14 protein-coding genes and 2 tRNA genes are annotated in these 21966 nt (G+C 45.0%); 3 read left to right on the top strand and 13 right to left on the bottom strand.

Annotation, left to right across the window (positions count from 1 at the left end; genetic code table 11):
- Positions 1-91: 91 nt before the first annotated feature.
- From ABT58_RS14370 to ABT58_RS14360, 3 genes are all read right to left on the bottom strand, one after another.
- Positions 92-3142: an efflux RND transporter permease subunit gene (locus tag ABT58_RS14370; RefSeq protein WP_047875103.1), complete on the bottom strand. Its 3051-nt coding sequence runs from the start codon at positions 3140-3142 to the stop codon at positions 92-94.
- Positions 3139-3921 (bottom strand): efflux RND transporter periplasmic adaptor subunit, encoded by a 783-nt coding sequence (locus tag ABT58_RS14365; protein WP_047875102.1) that lies wholly within the window; start codon positions 3919-3921, stop codon positions 3139-3141. Before ABT58_RS14365 ends, ABT58_RS14370 begins: the two co-directional genes overlap by 4 nt.
- Positions 3922-4269: 348 nt before the next feature.
- Positions 4270-4809 carry a hypothetical protein gene (locus ABT58_RS14360; protein ID WP_053063098.1) on the bottom strand — a complete coding sequence of 180 codons (540 nt, stop codon included), beginning with the start codon at positions 4807-4809 and terminating at the stop codon, positions 4270-4272.
- 314 nt (positions 4810-5123) lie between these two features.
- On the opposite strand from ABT58_RS14360, the gene ABT58_RS14355 reads away from it, so the two are divergent.
- Positions 5124-6389 carry a hypothetical protein gene (locus ABT58_RS14355; protein WP_047875101.1) on the top strand — a complete coding sequence of 422 codons (1266 nt, stop codon included), beginning with the start codon at positions 5124-5126 and terminating at the stop codon, positions 6387-6389.
- A 49-nt stretch (positions 6390-6438) separates the two neighbouring features.
- Here the strand turns inward: ABT58_RS14355 and ABT58_RS14350 are convergent, their stop codons facing one another.
- The 3 genes from ABT58_RS14350 to ABT58_RS14340 form a co-directional block, all read right to left on the bottom strand.
- Positions 6439-7836, bottom strand: a complete 1398-nt coding sequence (locus ABT58_RS14350; protein WP_047875100.1) for a PTS fructose transporter subunit IIBC — start codon at positions 7834-7836, stop codon at positions 6439-6441.
- Positions 7837-7853: 17 nt separating this feature from the next.
- Positions 7854-8285 (bottom strand): PTS sugar transporter subunit IIA, encoded by a 432-nt coding sequence (locus tag ABT58_RS14345; RefSeq protein ID WP_047875099.1) that lies wholly within the window; start codon positions 8283-8285, stop codon positions 7854-7856.
- 763 nt (positions 8286-9048) lie between these two features.
- Entirely contained in the window at positions 9049-9945 is an 897-nt protein-coding gene (locus tag ABT58_RS14340) for an NmrA family NAD(P)-binding protein (RefSeq protein WP_047875098.1), read from the bottom strand.
- A gap of 186 nt (positions 9946-10131) precedes the next feature.
- Between ABT58_RS14340 and ABT58_RS14335 the strand changes: the two genes are divergently transcribed.
- Positions 10132-11016 carry a LysR family transcriptional regulator gene (locus ABT58_RS14335; RefSeq protein ID WP_047875097.1) on the top strand — a complete coding sequence of 295 codons (885 nt, stop codon included), beginning with the start codon at positions 10132-10134 and terminating at the stop codon, positions 11014-11016.
- A gap of 119 nt (positions 11017-11135) precedes the next feature.
- Here ABT58_RS14335 and ABT58_RS14330 read toward each other — a convergent pair whose 3' ends face one another.
- From ABT58_RS14330 to ABT58_RS14305, 6 genes are all read right to left on the bottom strand, one after another.
- The gene (locus ABT58_RS14330) at positions 11136-11624 is read right to left on the bottom strand and encodes a hypothetical protein (protein ID WP_146147241.1); all 489 of its coding nucleotides are present in this window, start codon (positions 11622-11624) and stop codon (positions 11136-11138) included.
- 396 nt (positions 11625-12020) lie between these two features.
- Positions 12021-13214, bottom strand: coding sequence for a phosphorylase family protein (locus ABT58_RS14325; RefSeq protein ID WP_047875095.1), 1194 nt, complete (start codon positions 13212-13214; stop codon positions 12021-12023).
- Between the two features lies 1 nt (position 13215).
- A complete protein-coding gene (locus ABT58_RS14320) occupies positions 13216-13665 on the bottom strand; it encodes a response regulator (RefSeq protein ID WP_047875094.1) in 450 nt (149 codons plus the stop codon).
- A complete protein-coding gene (locus ABT58_RS14315; protein WP_047875093.1) occupies positions 13666-17070 on the bottom strand; it encodes a hypothetical protein in 3405 nt (1134 codons plus the stop codon).
- Positions 17071-17500: 430 nt separating this feature from the next.
- A tRNA-Ser gene (locus tag ABT58_RS14310) sits at positions 17501-17591 on the bottom strand.
- 26 nt (positions 17592-17617) lie between these two features.
- A tRNA-Ser gene (locus ABT58_RS14305) sits at positions 17618-17705 on the bottom strand.
- Between the two features lie 209 nt (positions 17706-17914).
- Between ABT58_RS14305 and mscM the strand changes: the two genes are divergently transcribed.
- Positions 17915-21205, top strand: a complete 3291-nt coding sequence (mscM, locus tag ABT58_RS14300; RefSeq protein WP_107205052.1) for a miniconductance mechanosensitive channel MscM — start codon at positions 17915-17917, stop codon at positions 21203-21205.
- A 90-nt stretch (positions 21206-21295) separates the two neighbouring features.
- Here mscM and ABT58_RS14295 read toward each other — a convergent pair whose 3' ends face one another.
- Positions 21296-21748: an L-alanine exporter AlaE gene (locus tag ABT58_RS14295; RefSeq protein WP_047875092.1), complete on the bottom strand. Its 453-nt coding sequence runs from the start codon at positions 21746-21748 to the stop codon at positions 21296-21298.
- Between the last annotated feature and the right edge of the window lie 218 nt (positions 21749-21966).

The following is a 21966-nucleotide window of genomic DNA, read 5'->3' as shown; positions in this document are numbered from 1 at the left end:
CGGCTAACCGCACTAAGCCAACCGAAAAAAACCGCTGATAGCGATAAACGCCATCAGCGGTTTTTCTGTTTAAGAGGCCAATGTCAGCAGCTTATTGTTCCCCTGTTCGCCCTTTCATCACCCATAAATACAGCGATGGGATCACAGTCAATGTCACTACCCAGGAAATCACACATCCCCACCCGACCACAAGCGCCATCGGCGACATGTAATTATCATAACCGCCTAAGCCATACGCCAATGGGATCAGCCCCGCGACCGTGGTGATGGTTGTCAGGCTAATGGCGCGCACGCGGCTTTGCGTGCCTTTGATGACAAACGCCCCCCAACCTAAAGCCGCCCGCTCGTGTGCGGTGTCTTTCAAATGCCAGATCAGCACCAAGCTGTTGTTCACCATGATCCCGATGAGCGCAATCATGCCGATAATCGAAAAGAAACTCAGCACTTGGTTATGCAAGAACAATATGAATAACGCACCACCAATACCAAACGGGATCACCGCCAGCACAATCAGTGACTCCAACACATTGTCGAACAACAGCAACAGGATCAGTGCAATGCCGATCAACGCCACCGCAATCGCGACCGTAAAACCGGACTGCGCTTCTTGGGTTTCCAATATCTGCCCCATTGGCACAATACGCGCGCCCGCGTAATCTTTCCCTTCGGCCAGATTGTCACGGGCAAAGGCCGTCTGCACATGTTCAAACACCGTCAACGGATCGGTCACGCTGGCATCTAACCCAGCCGACACGCGAATTACTCGCTCACCGTTAAAGTGGTCAACTTGCGCGACCGTGTCACGCCACGTCCAGCGCACCAGTTTGTTCAGTGGGATAAGTTGCCCGTCTTTCGCCCTGACGCGGATCTGATCCAACTCGGCCAGTGACTTGTCGTTCTCTTCCAAGGTGACACGGAAATGGACTTCTTCCTTACCATTGAAAATACGCGTCACACGTTGTCCTTCAATGGCGTATTGAATAATGTCACCCACTTGCGTGGCACTGATCCCGTAATACGTCAGCCAGCGATGTTGCAACGCCACTTCAATCTGCGGGGCCGGTTCATTCACATCCCGTTTGACGCGCGTGGTGCCCGGCAAGGTACGTAACGTGGCTGCGACGTCATCTGCCAGTTGTTCACGCCCCGCATCGGTCCCCCCGACAATGCGCAAATCAATCGGACGCCCTACCGGCGGGCCACCGCCATCGATGTCAAACTCGACTTGGCTTAATCCCGCCATGCCCGCCATGCGCGCTTCCCAGTCCGCCACTATCGCTTCAGCGCTGCGGGTACGATCGTTAGCAGGCGTTAACGACAGCACCCAAGTGCTATTGGGGGAGCCCACTTCCCCGAACCAGTACGCCACTTCTGGCGTCTGTGCAAACAACGTCTCTAACGCTTGGGTTTGTTGCCACACATCATCCAACGCCAGCTCTGGGTTCGCCTCGGCACTGACTTCAATCAGATACGCGCCGTCAGTGGGATAAAACAGGTAACTGATATTTTTCAGCGATACCGCTCCCATCACCACCACCGCCATGATGGCGCCCGGTAACACCCATTTGTATTGCCCAATCGCAGCGGCAATGCCTCGGTTGATCAGCGTAAACTGACCGCCTTGGCCTGACTTTGAATCAGATTTTGAATCAGGCTTTGCTTTTAGGCTGTGGCCTTTTTTCAACACGCCTTTTAAGTGAGCCGGAATAAAAATCAAGGCATCAATGAATGAGAAGCACAGTGCGATGATCACCGTCAGCGGGATCACGTACATCATTTTGCCGCTGTTACCCGGAAAGAACAGCAACGGAATAAAGGCCACCATGGTCGACACAATACTCGCCACCACCGCCGGGAATACGCTTTTCACCCCGTCAATCACCGCGCGGTCAAGTTCGTAGCCTTCTTCCACCAGCGAGACAATTTTGTCACTCACCACCACCGCATCATCAACGATGATCCCGATGATCAAAATCAGTGCTGACAAGGTAAACACATCGAGGATCTGACCAAAATGCGGCAATACTGCCAAGGTGCCAAAAATACACACCGGGATCGAAATCGCCACCCAAAACGCAATACGTTTATTTAAGAACAAGGCCAACGTCGCTAACACCAAGGCCAAACCCATCAAGCCGTTGCTCTGCACAATATTGGCTTTTTCTTGAATGTCCGCCGACAGATCAGAGCCAATGGCTAATGTGTAAGTATCGCCTAACAAGGCTTCTTGCTGTGCCAATAAGGCTTTCACCGCCTTTGAGGTGGCAATCACATCGGCACTTTCATTGGTGCGCAAATCAAACAAAATACTTTGCTTGCCATTAATCGAACCGTAAGACGCCCCTTTCTCAAACCCTGCGGTGATCTCACCGGCGACGTCTTGCAGTTGCAGATTCGGACTGAACGCAATGAACATCTCACGCAGCGCCTGCAAGCTATTCAACTCAGCAGCGGTGATCAATTCCGGATTGTCTTTCAACGCTTCCAAGCGGCCGCCACTGATCAGTGCATTGCGCTCGGCAATAATGTTGGCCACTTCATCCAGCGTAAAGCCATAACGCTTGAGTGAAATCGGTTCTAACTGGATCAAAAACTCCGGATCACGTAAATCAATCGGATGCACTTCGCCAATCCCGGGCACGCGGCGTAATGCCAACTCGAGATTTTTTGCTTTATCACGCAAGGTGGCATACGGTACATCTCCGGCGATACCTACTACCATGAAATCCAGACTGTAGGATTTTTTGATGGACAGGGTTGGCGCATCGGTCACGCCACTGGGTAGATCTGAGACGCGAGTGATGGCATCTCGCACGTCCTGATAAACCGCATTCGGATCGGAAACCTGGCTGTCCAACTCAAAAGCAATATCCGAACGGCCGTTTTCCGAGGTCGAGGTAAATTGTTTGATACCGGAAATCGACAGCAGCTCTTTTTCCAGCTTACTGGTGACGTTACTTTCCACATCCAACGCCGTCGCCCCCGGATACTGGGTCACGATGTTACCTTCACGCATATCGAAACGGGGCTTTTCCGCCAATGGCAGATGGTAAGCCGTCCACGCACCGATCCCGATAATTAACAGTGTCAGCAGCTTGGCGGCATATTTTCGGGTAAACAGTAGGTTTAATAAGATATTCATTGACCCGCCTCTGCCGTTGGCGTGTGCTCATTCACATGCACGTAGGCCTCCATGCCCGGTAGCCACTGCCGCTGCGCATTATCAATGGTCACTTCCACTAAAAAGCCCGGATCATTATCTGCCATTACCGGTGAAAACAATGAGACCGTCCCCGTCACGGTTTGCGCATCAGCCGGAATGGTCACCTGCACCGTATCGCCTTTATGAAACGGGTCAAAATCACTTTCCAGTACGTGAAAACGCACTTTCAATGTATGAATATCGGCAAGGGTATAAAGGGCATCACCCACCGAAATAAACTGCCCGACCTCCACGGCGCGCAAGGCCACCACACCGTCAAACGGCGCATTCGGCATGGCTTTGGTTAGCGTACGCTGCGCAATCGCATACTGGGTTTGGCTGCGCTGTTGTTCGGCCCGGCTGATATGGGTCAGGCGCAATTGGTTTTCATAATCCCCTTCCGAGATCCCGTGCTTTTTAAACAGAGATTGATAGCGGATCAGCTGTTTTTCCTGCATATCACGCTCGGCCTTTTTGACCGCCAGATCATACTTGGCCAAGTCAGCTTCCAAGGTGTAATCCTGCTGCGAAATCGACAGCAATGGCGCGCCCTGTTTAATGGCATCACCACTGTCGACCTGATAGCTATCCACAATGCCGCTGACTTCACTGCGCACTTCCACCTGCTTTTCTGGCGCTAACTTGCCAACAATATAATTATCTGCAAACGCCCCTGCCGAGAGCAGGCATAACGTCAGCAGCGACAATGCTTTTTTCATTGGATATTCCTTGCTTGTGATACGTTGTTATCAGGAAAAGACGACATGTTGTTGGTGGTCTATAGGTACTTAGCAATAGACCTGCCATCGGCAAACAGTGTAAACAAGGAAAAGTGGATAAAATGTCGAAGGGGGGAAGAGCTCGGGATTATAATGAGTGGCATGATATAACATGTTAAATTAACGGCAGTTTTCTCTTATTGCCCTTATTAACAGTTACTCATAATGCGGAAGCACATTCTCATCACATCGCCTTACCGCGCCGTTAACCCGTACATCTAAGAAGGCACAAAAACACATGCGCCCAAGCTAACTTGGGCGCAATCTTTATCGAAGTGTGAAGTGACCTTAATTGGCAATCAGCGTAGAAAAGTCAGGGTGGTTAACGGCCATTTTAATCAGATCTTGTACCGCTGGCGTCAGTGCATCGGCGGTAGCATTACAGGCGGTAATGGCATCAAAACCACTCTTGAAGGTGTACTTATTGCTGGTTTCAAGCGAGCTGCCATTCGACGAATTCAGGATAACACTGATATCCCAGTACCCATTCGTCAAACCAGATGAAGAAGAGAACTCAATATTCTTGATGTCACCGGTAATAGTATTGCCGTCCTGGCTGTAAATACTCGCCATCTTGAATTCATCATTGATCGCCTTGGTGATGAACTCAGGGATCGTCAGACCATCTGCAGGCTCAATCGGCCCCATTAAGCGACACGTGGCACTGAAATCTGCCGTTTGCGTCAGTGCGGTCACATGGGCTTTTGCACCATCAAACTCTTTCAGTTTCATCACGTTATCAACCGAGCTGGCATACCTTGGCGGCTGCATGGTAGAACACGCTGTTAACGCCAAACTGCACAGGGCAACAAGTATTGTTTTTTTCACTGTATAACTTCCCTTTAAATATGAAATAAATATCAAAGCTAGCCAAACCACAATCAACAAACCTATCAACCCGCCACCACAAGGTAAACACCGTGTTTATTTTTGGTAAACGCCTTGTGCATCACATCCCATTAATATGTATGTCACCGTACCTTTCCATCACAATTACCGATCTTGCCTGCCCCACCAAACTGTGACGCCTCTCCCCAAATTCAGCGCAGTTTGTATTTTAAATTGACAGCTTTTTCATTCGCGGTAATATCACCGCAAATAAAAAACACTGTTCGATTGTATTTTTCAAGGATGTATCAATCATGATATTGCAACGACTCGCCACCCTGTTGTTCGCACTCTGCCTGTTCATGGGGCCACTGGCTCACGCACAAGATGCCCCACCCGCGACCATGCCAAGCGACATCTCTATGGCGCAAATCCAGAGCCCTGAACACATTACGCCTTATACCGAAACCGATCGTATGGTCATCGCGACGCTGGCTCACTTGGTGGAACACGCACACCTCTCTGACACCGACGCCAATACCCTACTGCAACAATGGTTGACAGACAGCGCCTCCCGCACCCAGCTGTATGCTTCCGCCCACGTTGATGTGCCTAAAGATCCGTTCTGGAAAGAATACCTGACTCTCACCAACGTCTTAAAAATCGCGGGGGCATTGCTACTCGCCTATGCATTTAGCAGTTACATCTACCGCCTGTGTCGTCTTTTCAACGGAGTATTCCGCCACCTGTGGACACTGATCGCGGCGATGCCACCACTGGCTTATCAAGTCATCTTTGGCGGTGTTGGCCTCGCCTTTGCGATAAAACCAGCACTGCTGAGCATTATCCCCGCGATATATGTGGTGATTTTTGGTGTGGCACTGGCGCAAATGATGGTGCTATGGGGCTTCGATGAATATGAAGAAAGACTGAAGCCCTACATGCCGATTATCATGCTGGGGATGCCGCAAATCGTCGCCGCCCCGTTATATTTTGGACTTTACTATGCTGGCTTTGCCATCGCCCATCAGGTGCCCTTCCTTGCTTTACTGAGTGTCAGCTCACTGTTGTTTTCACTGGTATGGGGTATTCACCACTTTGTCTTTAAGAAAGACTATTTTTTCGGTGTCCGCTCTGTCACCACGTGTTATCTCACCGCGCTGACCGCCGTTGTGGGCTACTTTGTTCTACAGAATATCGTGGGGGCACACACCCCATGGTGGCAAACATATGGTCAGGTATTTGAATCCCCGCTCACCTTCTTCATTCTGCCGGTAGCACTGTTAGTACAAGGGGCCTGTATCATCCAAAGTGATAACGAACGTAATGGATACAGCATCGTTGCTGAAGCCCTACTGTATGTGTTCGTCGGCATGGGGCTTCCGCTGTTCGAGCTCGGATATCACACGCAAATTGCCATGGTAAACAGCCTCTTTGTCTTCTATCTGTTCTGTCGTATTACCTTTGCGTTAGGCAAAGCACTGCCACTGTTGGCCGTCTTTGTGGGCGGTGGAGGCTTGTATATCATTGCGATACTGATTGAAGCATCACCTGCACGATTTATTCCCAACTTTTCATAAGCATAAAAAAAGGAGCTCAATGAGCTCCTTTTTTCATTCCATCAAACACTTATGCTTTAATCAGTGTTGCTGCGTTTTTCATTGCTTCTTTGGTTGAACATTCTACTTGGCGAATGTTTGCAAAGCGCTCTGCCTCTTTCACTGGGATATCGTGTGCCAGGATGATGAACTTCGCGTTTGCCACATCTTTCGCTGTCAGTTTGTTCACTAGGCCGTTAGAACCCTGTGTTTCAACCTTGATCTTGATACCTGCTGCTGCGCCTGCTTTTTCCAGTGCTTTTGCTGCCATGAAAGTGTGTGCCACACCTGAAGGACAACATGTTACTGCTAGTACATCGTACTCGCCTTCGCCCGCTACTGGTGCTGCCGCTGCCGCTTGTGCCGGTGCTGCTACTGTTGCTGTTTCAACTTCTTCTTCAACCACTGGCTTCCAGAAGCCAACAATCAGTGCCGTTGTTAGAGAACCCAGTGCAATACCTACCACGTACATTGGGATGTTGCTTGATACTGGTGCAGTGATTAGACCGCCCCAAGGTGCATGTAGCAGTACGTCAGTCAGGAAGCCGAACACACAGCCCACCATACCACCGATAACGATAGAAGGTAGAACACGTACTGGGTCGTTTGCTGCGAATGGGATAGCACCTTCAGAGATACCGATTGAACCCATGATTGCCGCAGCTTTACCTGCTTCTTGCTCTTCTTTAGAGAATTTCTTCTTGAATAGGAACGTCGCTAGTGCCATACCAAGAGGTGGTGTACAAATCGCGATACCCACACCACCCATTAGCCATGGCTGTGTATCTACCTGCGTTTGTGCAAACAGTGTCGCTACCTTGTTGATTGGACCGCCCATATCGAACGCCGTCATACCACCAAGAATCGCACCCAGTACCGCTTTAGACGAACCCGCCATTGATGCTAGGAATGCGTTCATGCCAACCATGAAAGAAGAAATTGCCGCACCTAGGCCCCACATTACGATACCCGCTGAAACCAGGGTACCCACTAGCGGGTAAACGAAGTACACGCCAAGTGCACTTAGGTGAGCAGGGATTGGTAGCTTCTTCAGTTGAAGAACAACGAAACCTGCGATGAAACCAGCAATGATACAGCCTAGGAAACCACCGCCCATGTCAGCCATGATGCCAGAAGCGATAAACGCGGGTGCTAGTGCTGGCTTATCCGCGATAGAGTAACCAATGAAACCACCCAAAATGATTGGGAAAAGTACCAGGCCTTTAATCGCAATCGTTGAGATATCCGCCAGAATACCTGAATCAGGTACCGCACCTTTACCGGTCGCCATTACCGCCAGCGCCAGTAGTACACCACCTGCAACCACGAATGGCAGCATGTGAGACGTACCGAACAACAGGTGTCCTTTCAGTTTAGACAGTGTTTGTTTCCAATCACTTTGATTATGCGTTGCAGTCATCGTTGACATAAAAGTAATCCTAAAAATTAGTGAGTCAATAGATCTAAAACTTGTTGTTCCGTGGTCGCTTTCTGCATATCAGCAATCAGGTCATCACCAAATTTTTCAAACAACGCTTGTAGGGCGTAAATATGGTGATCACCGCTTTCTGGTGACGCAATCATGAAGAACACGGTTGGTTGATCATCATCAGCACCGTATTCAATCGCATTCTTAGAAACACCTACCGCAATAGCCGGTTCAATCACAGCGGCATTTTTTGTATGAGGGTAAGCAATACCCATATCAGATGTTACGCACTGCTCTTCACGTGCATAAATACCGGCTAAAAAGTTTTCTTTATTATCAATGCGGTTATTTTTCAATAACATTTCAGCCAACTCAGAAAAAACTTCATCTTTCGTTGTTGCCGCTAAGTTCAATTTAATCAGGTCGGTATTAATAAGTGTCGTGATCATGGTCTTTCCCTAAAAACTCATTGCTCAAGGCAAGTGCTTAAATTAAGCGTCATTCAGTTGATGAGTGAATCATAGGGATTAACCGCATTTTTGGTAAGTTGACAATTCACCCATTTACTGGACTTTTGTACCCATGGAAGCAAAGTGTGACTTCCGTGACAATTACGCTATCTAAAACGTTAATCGCGCGCCACACACCCAATCAAACACAATAAAAACAAACACTTAAATAAATCAGATCGGGTTTTAAAATGAAGAAAATGAGAGGTGAAGCACACAATTTAGGTGGCTTATCATCTGGATATCTCTGCGGTAGGGTTTTGATGAGGAGGAAAAACGCATTCTGTTATCGTGTAAAAATGTGACGTGCCTTCTAACTCTCACTCTTCTCTTTTTTACCCCACCCTCTAAAAAATATAACCGTCATCACAAAAATACTGCCATGCCTTTTAAGGGCATAATCAATAAAAAAGAAATTCACATTTACCGTTGCCATAAAAACATGGCATTGAGATAACTGAACACTATTCAACTGAGTTAATACGTGTTTAATATTCCCTCAACCTTCTTCGCGATATCATATTCATCAAAGAGTGATAGGCATCATTCCCCTGCATCAAAATATGCTCAAGATATAAATAAAAAAAGAGGACGAATACCCGTCCTCTTTTTTCTGTGCGCGTTACGCTTTGCATTACTCTGGGGTTTTATCCGCTATAGCGCGAGATAATGTCTCTGAGTATTCATGATTAACAGAGAGTGATTAGCTATTCGCCAATTCTTGCAACTCAGTTTTATGTGCCTCCAGCCAATCCGCAAAACGCTGTGGCTGTTGACCGGTTAATGCTTCAAACGCTTCACTGGTTCCATCAGCACACTGCTCACGGTTGTGTTGATCCATGGTGACACACAACTCCACAATCGGCGCCGGCAAGGCAAAACCCGCTAATTGTGCACGGTATTCGTCATCAGACAAATGCACCATATTAATGTGGGTTCCTAACACAGCATCCATTTGCTGAGCCATCTGGGCGTGTGTCATGGATTCCGCACCACTCATCGACAAGGTCACTTTCCCTTGCGCCGGTTTAACCAAAGCTGATGCGGCAGCCAATGCCAAATCCTGACGGGACAGCTGAGCAACGCGGCCCTCTGCGGCTGAGGTTAGCCAATGGCCGGACTGTAGAATGCTGGCGAAGTACTCAATCACGTTTTCAAAATACCAGCCATTACGCAAAATCGTCGCGTTCGCAATGGCACTTTGTTTAATCGCTTTTTCCGTTGCATCGTGTTCATGCGCAAACACAACAGGTGAACGATCTGCCGCTGACATCGAGGTATAAACGATATGCTCCACTCCGGCTTTTTCCGCAGCGGCAACAGCATTTAAGTGCGCCTCGGTACGTGGGCCAGTGGCATCCATGCTTATCAACAGCATATTACGCACACCTGCAAAGGCTTTATCCAACGATACCGGATCAGCAAAGTCAGCCTCTCTCACTTCCACCCCTTGCTCGGCCAATGCTTTCAGACTGTCGGCACGGCGTGTGGTCACAATCAATGCGCTGGGTGCGACCTGTAATGTCTCCAGCAAGTGTTTCACCACTTGTGAGCCCAATTTACCTGAAGCACCGGTAACTAATAGTTTGCGATCTGACATGGTCGTTTCTCCATCGTTCAATATTGCGATTTAATTCGTTTTCGCGCGCGCTCTGACGATTCAGCCTGGCGATTCATCTTGCGGTCTGCGCGGTTGATGGAGTCACTATATCGTTTAGCCTTTGATAGATAATTACCTTAGCGTTAAACTGATTGTTAAGCTCAAATAAACAAAGACAGTAACACGATGATTTCACTCGATGACATGATGGTTTTTGCCAAAGTGGCAGAGCGCCAGTCTTTCACCCAAGCGGCTGAAGATCTCAATATCGGCAAGGCACGGGTCTCGCAAATCGTGTCCAAACTGGAACAATCCCTCAATACCCGCCTGTTGCACCGCACCACACGCTCGCTTTCGTTAACCGATGCCGGTGCGCGGTATTATGAAAAGTGCCAGATGATTGGTGAGATCGCGCAAGAAGCCAATGCAGAAACCCAGGATGAAAATCAAATCCCCAGTGGGACAATTCGTCTTTCCACGCCTAACGCGGCGATGGTTGAGATTTTGAGTGAGTTCCTGCTGCGCTACCCGGCAATTACACTGGATATCATTGAAAGTGACCGTTACAGCAACCTGATTGAGTCGCGCTGCGACATCGCATTGCGGGCATCCTCAGCCTTAGAGGACTCCAGTTTGTATGCGGTTAAACTGGGGGATTTCTGTGACATGCTGTGCGCTACGCCGGCTTATTTAGCCGACAAGCCGCCCGTGAAAACCGTTAACGACCTGCTCAATCTCGATTGGATCAGCCACCGTATTGTGCATGGCGACAAACAACTGACCCTGACCAATGCCCAAGGCAGCGTCAGCCGTTTGGCTCACACACCCAAGGTACTGGCCCGCACCACGGCCACGGTAAAAGCCTTCGTGTTGAATGATATCGGCTTTGCAATTATGCCAAGCTTTGTCATGAAAGAAGAACTGGCACGGGGGGAATTAGTGCGTCTGCTACCGGATGTGCATGATCTGCGCATTCCTATTTACGCGGTGTATCAGGAAAAAGCCCTCATGCCCCTGCGGGTGCGCACGCTAATTGAATTTCTGAAACAAAAAGAAGGGGCATTTGGCTAGCTTGCCTGCCTACAGACAGCGGGCAACGTGTCACGCAAAGACTACCGTACACGTTGCCCAAGCCAAAACTATGCAAATACATATGCAAATACAGAGATGAATAGATAAGTCTTACAGTATTAGCGGGAGGCGTGCTTCATCGCAACCAGCACATCAATCACATCGTACACATCTGCATTATTGTGTTCAGCAATGTCGGATAGTGTCTGATCACTATTCACCGTCAACCCTGCCGCTTCTAAAGCCGTTTGTGCGTCTTGCTCTGTCACACCAAACACGCCAGCCACCGACACCAGTTTGGCATCAACGGCCGCATCAAACATTTCACCTGCGGCGTAGTTGTCATTGAAAGACAAGGCGAACAACCCGACACCAGCAACCAAGCCCACCAGCATCGGCATTCTCAGTTTCTGGCTGAAATACTTCACAAAGACTTTCTTGTGGGTATAAGCATGACAACCCACTGCCACCATCAATCCCATGCTCATCCATTCATGGGTTGCTCTGACACCCCCTGTCGACAACTCGAAAAAGAGCAATAGTCCAGTAAAGGCAGACACGGCGAATAAACCAATCGTGATAGAGGTAGCAAGCTTTTGTGTGTTCATGGGGATCATCAAGGTCATTAACGAATCCCCATGCTAGCGCAGGAAAAATCAAAAAAAGGTGAAAAGGGAGCTCAGAATTAAAATGGGGTAAGGATGGTTTGATTAAGGTAATGTCGCTATTTCAAAAACACCACATGTGAAATCAATATCTTAAGACGGAAACTTTTATGATTAATCGAATATGTAGACTATATACAATGATGATAACTAATGAATAGAAACTGAAGTATATAATCTCACATGGATGTTTAATAAACCACACTGAAATAGTAATTTGGCGGGACAAATTTCTAAATATTCATAGCAGAAAATACAAATAGTTATTGTGACATATGATATAAATAGCGTTAAAAAGAGACAACAGCCACCTTTTAACGCTCAACGAAACAATAATATTTATTTCCGAAAATTTATATGATTTTCAATAATTCTGGTAGCTACAAGTGTACTAGTATATGCAGAGTACTTTTGCCAATCATCGTTTTTACGTGCATTAGCAAAATCGCATACCGACTTAATGATTAAGGTCTTTGTGGGTTCTGACCCACATAATTTGGAAGCAACTAATACTCCGTAAGCCTCCATCTCGACACCAATCACGCTTCGCTTTTGCTCCTTGATAAGATCAATAGTCTTGGAGTCAGCCAAAACGGATGCACCGGAAGCAATTGGGCCAACATGGATGGCCAAAGAATGTGCAGGAGGGTTGCCTTGAAAATCTCTCCTTATTCGCTCAACATACAACCCCTTTGAGGCTATATCCTTCATTTCTGTAGCCAACTGCTCATTTATTGTTATCGTTTCAGGGTCAAAGAGTAGAGCTGTACCATTTTCTGAGTCTGTAATTTTTCCACTTCCCCAGTCCCATATTAGGTTTGGTATTAATACATCCCCTAAATTAACTTTCCCCTCAACACCAGCAGCAATACCTGTCATTATAAGTAATTTAGGGTTGAACTTATGAATTACCTTCATACTGATAGCCGCCGACACTGGCATACCCATCGTAGGACAATAGGTCGCCACTGCAGTTCTTTCAACACCATCTCTATCGTTAAACTTAGCTATATAGTACTTATTGCAGTCGTCTCGTGGTAACTCAGTCCAGGACATTCCATTATTGAGGAGTGCATCAAACTCTGTATGGCGAAGAGCCGTGATAAAGGCCACATCAAACTTTTGTTCAACTTTAGAACGTTTAAAGCAATTATCGATAATGTTATTTATAAAGTCTATTTCACCATCAAATAAATGTAACGTCCATCCTTGCTCTACAAATTTATAGATATTGACTTCATACGACTCCTGGTGACTTGTAATTCCGACAATACTAGAAGGCATCTCGACGTGATCATCACTAGATATCAAATTCAGTAATTGAACACCTCCATTAATATCTACATCTTCGCCAAAACATTCAGGGATTTGAAGATCTAAGATCATTAAATCAAATTTATTAGAAGCCAATTCATCGTAAGCATCACGAGCGTTGAGTACATGCTTTACTTTTTCTATACCCAATGTTTTTAATTTCTTTGCTATAGATTGAACTTTATGATCATATTGATCATCGACAATAAGTACATTCATTTCAATTCCTAAAATTCTTCAAATATTCGATTAATTCATGTTTCCAAGTACTTGAAGGATGATCGTAGTAAATCATTCCTTTTACAATCTCTGGATATGAAGATTTTAACTCCATCTCCAATGCCTCATATGTAGTTCCGCCTTGAAAAGTCCTGTAATGTGTAATCACAATAACTGGCGTGTATATTCTAAAGAATGACATTTGCTCAATTATTTCATGACCACCAAAACTTTCTGCCTCTCCTCCATCTGGTATTTCATCAGTAATATCGAATAAAGGAAGGCTCATATCTAGCAATATCAAGTCAAATGTTTCATCAGAGTCTATTCTATCAATAGCTCCACGAACTGATTCTTCTATATTAATATCAATATCTATAGGATTATGAATTAGAACATCCTTTATCAAATTCCTTTTATCATTACTATCTTCAACTAATAGGACTTTCATTCACAGCATCTCCCCAACGTAAATCTTTATATCGACGTTAAAGCAGTCATCGTCCACAAATCCAAATTGAATATCATGCTTGCAACCAAGATCTTTAGTGATCACTTTCCAAATTTTCGCAAATCCAGTTCCACCCTCACTATGTAACCTTTGCATCATTTTTTCTTCCATACCATAGCTATCGATATACTCCTGTATTTCTAAGTTTTTTTCAGAAACCGAATCAAACGGCAAACAGTTATTCTTAAATACTATTCGCAACATTCCATTTTCAAGGTTAGCATAGTGGTAAATATTCAGATTTTTTTTGTCCAGCCCTGACTTAGATATACTATTCTCATACAGAATATATAGAATATCGACAAAGCAACTCAATTTATTACCCTTTATCTTGATATCACTACCACGTTCTAAATCAATATCTATTAACAATGCTTGTGATGCAATTTTAACGGCTATCTCTAAATCAAATGTACTCTTTGCATTAATTTCCTTTTTTCTAAACCATGATATTATCGTGCTAACATCTTTTCTAAATGATGTTTTTGCTCTATTTGCAGCATTAGTAAAATCATAAAGACAATTCTTATTACCAACTAACTTTGAAACATCTGAAATTAGATCACTAATAATTTGATCAGTTACATTAACACTTATGTATTCTCTTATAGATTCAAGGTTATCTTGTGTTATTTCCCATAACCAATTTTCAACAATATTAATGAAATCATTATAAGTAGTACTGACATTAATCTTCTTTTGAAGTAATAAGATATCAAGATCAGAAGGCTTATATGAAAATAATGGCTTTTCAACCTTTGATAGTTTAGATAAGTTTTCGTCCAATGTACTTACTTGAAGTACTTCTTCATTTATCGTATGAATAAGCGTATTAACCAATACTGTAAAGTTATTCAATATCTTACTTATTGATTCACTATTACTTCCATCAGATAGCATTTCAATCCAATAGTCATTATTCTTAACAATTTTTGTTTGTTCAGATATAGATGTGATAAGGTTCTCGTTCAATAAACTTCTACGTATAGTATTAGGAAGGTGACCGTGTCTGATCCTGGTGCTAACATTCGCATTTAGCCCTTTCTCACCAAAAGAAAATTCTTCTATGATTGTTCTAACTAATTTCACAAACGTAGCATTTGCTTCCTCAAAGTTATTATTTGAGTTCAAGTAGGCCACGCCAAGATTATTATCGCTTAAAATATTAACAACTTCTATCAGAGATATAGACTTGGTGAACTCATCATAATCCTCTCTGACGACTTCTATATATTTCTCATAGCTAGAAATATGCGCTACATTTTCCCCTGATCTCAAAGATGATATGTCAGAGTCAACCTTGCTTTGGGCTACCTGTAAAGTAGCTTCTCTTAGCACCAACTTCTTAGTAATATCTTTCAATTCATTTTCAATCGCATCTTTATTTTTTTCAACTTTTATTAGATGGTTGCATATATTAATTCTACTTTTATCTATATCCGTTGGGTTTCTAAAGTGACGGAAGAACTTCATTATCTTTGGTGTACATATGTATTTCAAAAAGTAGATAAACTCATTATTATCCCATTCATTTGAATCATTGATATTGAGAGGATCAAGACAATCATGCTTTCTCATTAATGAATTAAATATAGCTCTTAGCTTTGATGACATTGATGAATCTATATACCTTGAAATCAAGGAAAGAGTAATAATAGCTTTTATATTTAGATCATCTTTCAATATTCTCTCTGCTGATTTTACAGCTTTGTCATTATCTAATATGTATACATAATTTCTATTTTCTAATACTAGGCTGTTATATAACTCAACAGAATCCAGATCCATCTCATTTTCATTTAAATATACTAATAGCTCATTGCTTGCTTCATAGCTTATGAGCTTGTCTTCTGATAATACTAGTTCAGATAACTTTTCTTGCCCCTTTAAAGTTTCACCAATATCCATTAAAAATTTACAATAATATGATAACTTCCTTTCGAAACAAACACTATCTAAAACTGGATCCGAATAATCCACATTTCCTTTATAGAGATTCCAAATTAATGATGTATCATTATAATTTGCCAAGCTCATTGTTTCTAAGAACTTCACTCGAGAAGCTGGTAAAATATACTCCGACCTAAACGGGGAGTTTATTTTTGAAATTAGATACAATGTCCTTTTCAATCCTTGCCTGAGTGATTGATTTAACCTAACCTCGGATAGTTCAATAAATATAAATAACTTTTTACAGATGTATAAGTCTCGAAATTTATTCTGTATTCTATACAGTTCATTTTTCGAACTATGATAGTTGGATTTTTTCAATAGAAAATCTCTCAATAATGAGATGATCTTATCTTTATTGTTTGTTTTAGAGGTGTTAGACAATCTACAAGCTGATTTTGCGGCTATTTCTATGTGGCTGAATCCTAATCCCGTGGTAGAGTTGATTACTTTTTTGTAGCAATACTCATAATTTCCTTTAGTATAATTATCAAGCAAGTCCACATCATAAGAATCAACGCTCCATTGCTCTCTATTCTTGAATAAGTCACTACATCGGTCAAATATACTATTAGGAAGATGACGGCCTAAAACGCTGGTCAACTCACTTGAAACGTCTCTGTAAATATCATGTGATAAACTATAGGTAAGAAAGTCACTACAACATATATACAAGTCGATAAGTGTAGAGTTCTTTTCTATATTAAGAATATGTTCGAAATTATAATCATCTGTTGGTTTAAAGGATAGTGTTTTGTACTTTAGGAAATAATATAAATCTATGCTATATGGAAAAAATGATGTTCTTAACTGTCTATCTATTCTAGTACGATTTTCTTGAATTGAATCATTAGAATCGTTTTTATTAACAGCATGTTTTACAATAACATGAAACATACCGAAATGTTCTGTACCAGATAAAACTGTCTCTAAAAAAGTAGTTAATTTACTTCGTTTTCCGCTCTCAATGAGAATACTTGAACGAAGTGATATCGACCAAATAGATATACCACAGCAATTATCTATTTCATCCAATATTTCAACTGCTTTATTTAGATTGTCATTCAAAATACAATCTGATATATCCTGTTCCAGTTTATTGAAAATTCTGAGCTTTTCAATATTGTTAATGAATACCCCCATTGACCAGTACAAGGATTTATCTAAGGTTGTCTCTGGTATAGAATAATCGTAAATGCGAGATGTATCGTTACTTTTTCGTAGCGTAACATATTTTGAGAACACTTGATCCTGATGTAACTCTCTTGTACAAGACCTTATTTCTGAAAGAGATAAAGACGAAAATATACGCCTTAGCTTATAGTATTCAGACCTGTCAGTTCTGAGAATATTCTTTATCAGTGATTTTTTCTTAAGTTGTTTTTTATTCCGCACAATACTTCCTAACTCCAGAGGCTAAATTCTCGATATGGATAGATTCGACATTCTAATGCCATAGACTTAACCACGCACCCAATAGTCAACATGATGAATATAATTTTTTAAATTTATTGATTTAAATCACATAATCTATCAATTAATAAATTTGACGATAAGAAAGTTTGGGACTCTATAGTAGTTATCGATATGTTTAATAAACAAGCAGTTTAGATTCTGCACCCTATCTCTTGATCACAAAATTCAGACGTAAAAAAACCGCTAACAGAGTAGCGGTTTCTTTGAATGTGCGGAGAGCTGAGCTGCATTCAGCTGGGGTCGCACGCGACTGGCCTGCATTCAGGGAGGGATTTACAAAATCCCGGCCAGCAATCGAATAAGTTTCTGAAACGAAAAAGCCCCCGTCTTTCGACGAGGGCTTAGAATGTGGCGGAGAGATAGGGATTTGAACCCTAGATACGCTATTAACGTATGCCGGTTTTCAAGACCGGTGCTTTCAACCACTCAGCCATCTCTCCGAATTGTATCTCTTTATAAAAAGAGATGGCGGTGAGGGGGGGATTCGAACCCCCGATACGTTGCCGTATACACACTTTCCAGGCGTGCTCCTTCAGCCACTCGGACACCTCACCACATTGTTGCTGGACGCTGTGCGTCTCAACGGCGGCTAATGTAATCACTTCACGTAAATGGGTCAAGCGCTTTTCTTGAAAAGCCATTCAAGTGATGAGTAATAAAACAATTTGTGGCAATCTACACCAACCTATAGGCGTGCGGTACCCTCAAGGGAGGGAAAGGTATACCCTGCCCGATTGATTTGATGCCAACATCATGGAGTTTTATGATTATTCGGCTATTACTGACAGTCTTCCTGACATTCATTGCAGTGCTCGGCCCGCCGGCATGGGCCAAAGCGTCAGACAATACAGCACGTGCGGCGCAACTGACCGATCGCATCGAAGCCCTGCAGGCGCAAACCAATACCCCTGAAACCCTCAAGCAGCTCGATCTCCTGCTCAACGCACAGGAAGAGTTGGATAAAACCGACGAGTTTGAACAACTCACCCAAAATTATCGCCAACTGGTCGAAACCTTTCCCGAACGTACCGCCGAGCTGAAACTGCGCATTGCCAATTTTGCCGTCACCGAGTTTCCTGATTTCAGCCAGATGGATCACGACGAACTGACGCTGGCGATTGCTGATGAAGACCGCATCCTCAAACAGCTTGAACAAGCCCGTAGCAACAGCAAAAACGAATTGCTGGATATCGAGCGTGGCATCGATGAGTTTTCTTATCTCTCTTCCCAACTGCGTGAACAAATCAAAAAAGAAGAAACCGCGCTAAAACAGAGTGAGAACAAGCCCGACGGTAAAGATAACCTGCTGATCCACCAAATCACCCATCAGTATCTGCTCAGCCAATTGGCGATGTTAGAGGCGCAGCAACTGAGTGCCGGTAACCGCCGTACACTGGTGAAACAACATATCCAGCTCAGCAATCTGGAGATTGATGCACGACAGGCGTACCGCAATAATCTGCAGCGTGAGCTGTCACGAGAACTGCTGCGTGGCGACGATGACAAATCACAAGCGCCCACATCACCGACACAGGACATCAGCGAGCAACCGCAAGCCCTGCATCAGCTGTTACTCAACAATAAGCGCTATCACTCTGCCTTAAAGGCCATTGACCGCCATGTTGAGCAGGTTAAACAGCAGCAGACCAACACCCGCGAACACATTCAGGTAGTAGAGAAAACGGCGGCCGATCTCGACACCATGGCAGAATGGCTCAAACTGAGCCCGGCCTTCAGTGAGAACCTGCGCACACGCATCAACCGGTTACCGGCCAATCCGCCGATCACCACCCTTGATAAAGACATTGCGCAAAACCAGATCAAAAAATACGAGTACCAGCAACTGCACGATACCCTGCGTGATCGCACCACACTGCCGCTCGACCCCACACTCAATGACAAAGAGCAGCAGCAAGCCAAAACCTTAATGGCGGATAACCTCAAGCTGCTGACCCAACTGATTGATCAGACCGACACACTGATCTACCAACAAGCGACATTGAAAGTGTCCTACGAGCGCCTGAACAGCAACCTGAACGATCTGCGCATTCAGGCCAATAAGCAACTTTTCTGGGCGCCGGATACCAACCCGCTCAGCCTGAACTTGGCGCAAGCGACGTGGGAAAAACTCAAATGGTTCTTCTCCCCGTTCCAGTGGGTCGGCTTTATTGCCTTCCCATCCTCTATTGATAAAACGCCGCTGTTTGTGGCCTTGGGCGGTATTGCCTTGCTGATCGGCGGATTAAGCTTGGTGCGCCGCTACTGGAAACGCTTCTTGCGTGATACCAGCAAAAAAATCGGCAAAGTCACCCAAGACAAGTTCCGCTACAGCTACAGCAATGTCTTTTTTGCGTTCTGTTTGGCCTGGCCGATCCCGCTTATGGTCGGCTTAGCCGGGCTGATTTTTTCTTCTGCATGGCAATACCCGTTTGTGCATCACTTTGGCCAAGCGCTCACCGTCCCCATGGCCTTGGTGATGTTCTGCTTTGTGCGTGAACTGGTGCGCCCTGAAGGACTATTGATTAGCCATTTTGGCTGGCATCCGGATCTGGTTGCCCGCGCCTTTGGTCACTATAAACGCCTGATGTGGGTGTATCTGCCCATGATGGTGATCCAGCAGTTTACCCATCTGTACAGCGACATTGATGTGAATGCCACGTTAGGCCGTCTCGCGTTTTTGATCAGCAACATCGCCGTCAGTTATTTCCTCTGGCGCATGTACAAAGAAAAGCTGCCGATGACCTATGGGGACTTACCGGAAGGCAAAGCCCATCTGGGGCATCACCTTTTCTGGTGGACGCTCATTCTGATCCCACAAGGCCTGAACTACACCACCCTCAGTGGCTACCTGTCTTCTTCACAGGCGGTAATGGAGAAACTGGAGTTCTCGGCGGTGATTGGTGTGGTCACCATTTTGGTGTACTACCTGGTCAAACGCCTGATGCTGATCCAAAAACGTCGACTGGCCTTTGAGCGCGCCAAAGCCAAACGACAGGAAATCATCGCCCAACGTATTGCGGAGATGGAGGAAGACAAAGAAGAAACCGTCGGCAGTAATGAGACTCACATTGAGATTGAAGAGCCGGAAGTGGATCTGGATAAAATCAGTGCCCAGTCGCTGCGTTTGCTGCGCTCTTTGCTGCTGATTGTCTACCTCGCCTTCTTGTCTGTGGTGTGGGCCGACTTGTATCAGGCCATTTCGTACATCGGTGACATTACGTTATGGAATGTGCCAAGCAGCATTGAGGGCATTGAAGAGCTCAGCGCGTTCTCACTGAAAAACATTCTGTTGTCGGTCATCGCGTTCTGGATGACCGCCATTTTGGCGCGCGATTTACCCGGTGCGATGGAGCTGCTGGTGTTACAACATATCGAGCTCTCCCCCGGCACCGGCTATGCCATTACGTCCCTGACCCGCTACCTGACGATTTTCATGGGAATTGTGATTGGCTCTGGCCTCATTGGTTTTGACTGGTCAAAAATGCAGTGGCTGGTTGCCGCACTCGGTGTCGGCTTGGGTTTTGGCTTGCAGGAGATCTTCGCCAACTTCATTTCCGGCTTGATCATCTTGTTTGAAAAACCGATCCGTATCGGGGATACCGTAACCATCCGCAACCTGACCGGGATCATCGCCAAAATCCAAACCCGTGCCACCACCATCGTCGATTTTGACCGTAAAGAAGTGATTGTGCCGAACAAAGCCTTTGTGACCGAGCAGTTCGTCAACTGGTCGCTGTCCGATCCGATCACCCGTGTGACTTTGTCGATCAGTGTCCATTATGCGGCCAATGTGGATCTGGTCACCAAGCTGTTGTTTGAAGCGGCGGATGAGTGTGATTTGGTGTTAGATAATCCGGCACCGGAAGTGTTCTTCCTGACGCTCACCGCAGACAGCCAGAACTTTGAGGTACGTGCCTACGCTGCAGAAACCGCGCACCGCCTGAGCCTGACGCACGATCTGCACAATCGCATTAAACAGAAGTTCAACCACCACGGTATTGATATCGCCGCACCACAGTTAGAAGTGCAAATGAAGCGACGCAAAGCACGTTAATACATCGAAAGGCCATAAACGCAAAAGCCCCTGAGTTCTCACTCAGGGGCTTTTTTAATTCGGTCTGGTTTTTACACTGACGGACGTCAATTACGCAGGCTGCTGGTAGTAACCCGGTACGCGGAATGCACGGCGAACACGGTCTAGGAACTGGCCGTATACCACGCCCAATGCGCCAGTGACCACGGCGTTACTGCTTACCGCAGTAATGATCTGATCGATGTCGGCACCCACCACAAACAAGATGCCCGCATAAGCCGGTGACTGGAAAGACACATAAGCCAACATGTCTGACAGGCCGCGCATCCACTTGTTACCCGACAGCTTCGCCCCTTGGCGCAAGATCATGTCGCGGTACAAACCATAAGGCCAGGCAATCGCAATATTCACTGGGATTGAAAGCATACGTGACGCCAATGATTGATCAAACGTCATCCCGGAGATGAAGACTTCGATCATCATGCCTGTAATAAAACTAAAAACCACCATAGCAAAAACATCCGCTGCAGCACTTCTTACGTTAAATGCGCCCTTAACAGACATAGTGAACACCTCAAATCACAGTAAATACAACCAAAGGGATAGATTAAAGCAGTTGGATGAACTGGATACATGAATCAACCCAGTCAATATGCGTATTAGAACAGCTTTTAATCAGAATTACCCACCAAATATCAACCATGTTTGTAATTTTACTACTGGATTTGCATTACTTTATGGTGAAAAACGCCACGAAATCACGTTTTACGTGCCACAGACTA

The sequence above is a fragment of the Photobacterium aphoticum genome (assembly GCF_001029435.1).
Classification (GTDB): Bacteria; Pseudomonadota; Gammaproteobacteria; order Enterobacterales; family Vibrionaceae; genus Photobacterium; species Photobacterium aphoticum.
This window is presented reverse-complemented; position numbering and strand designations above follow the sequence as displayed.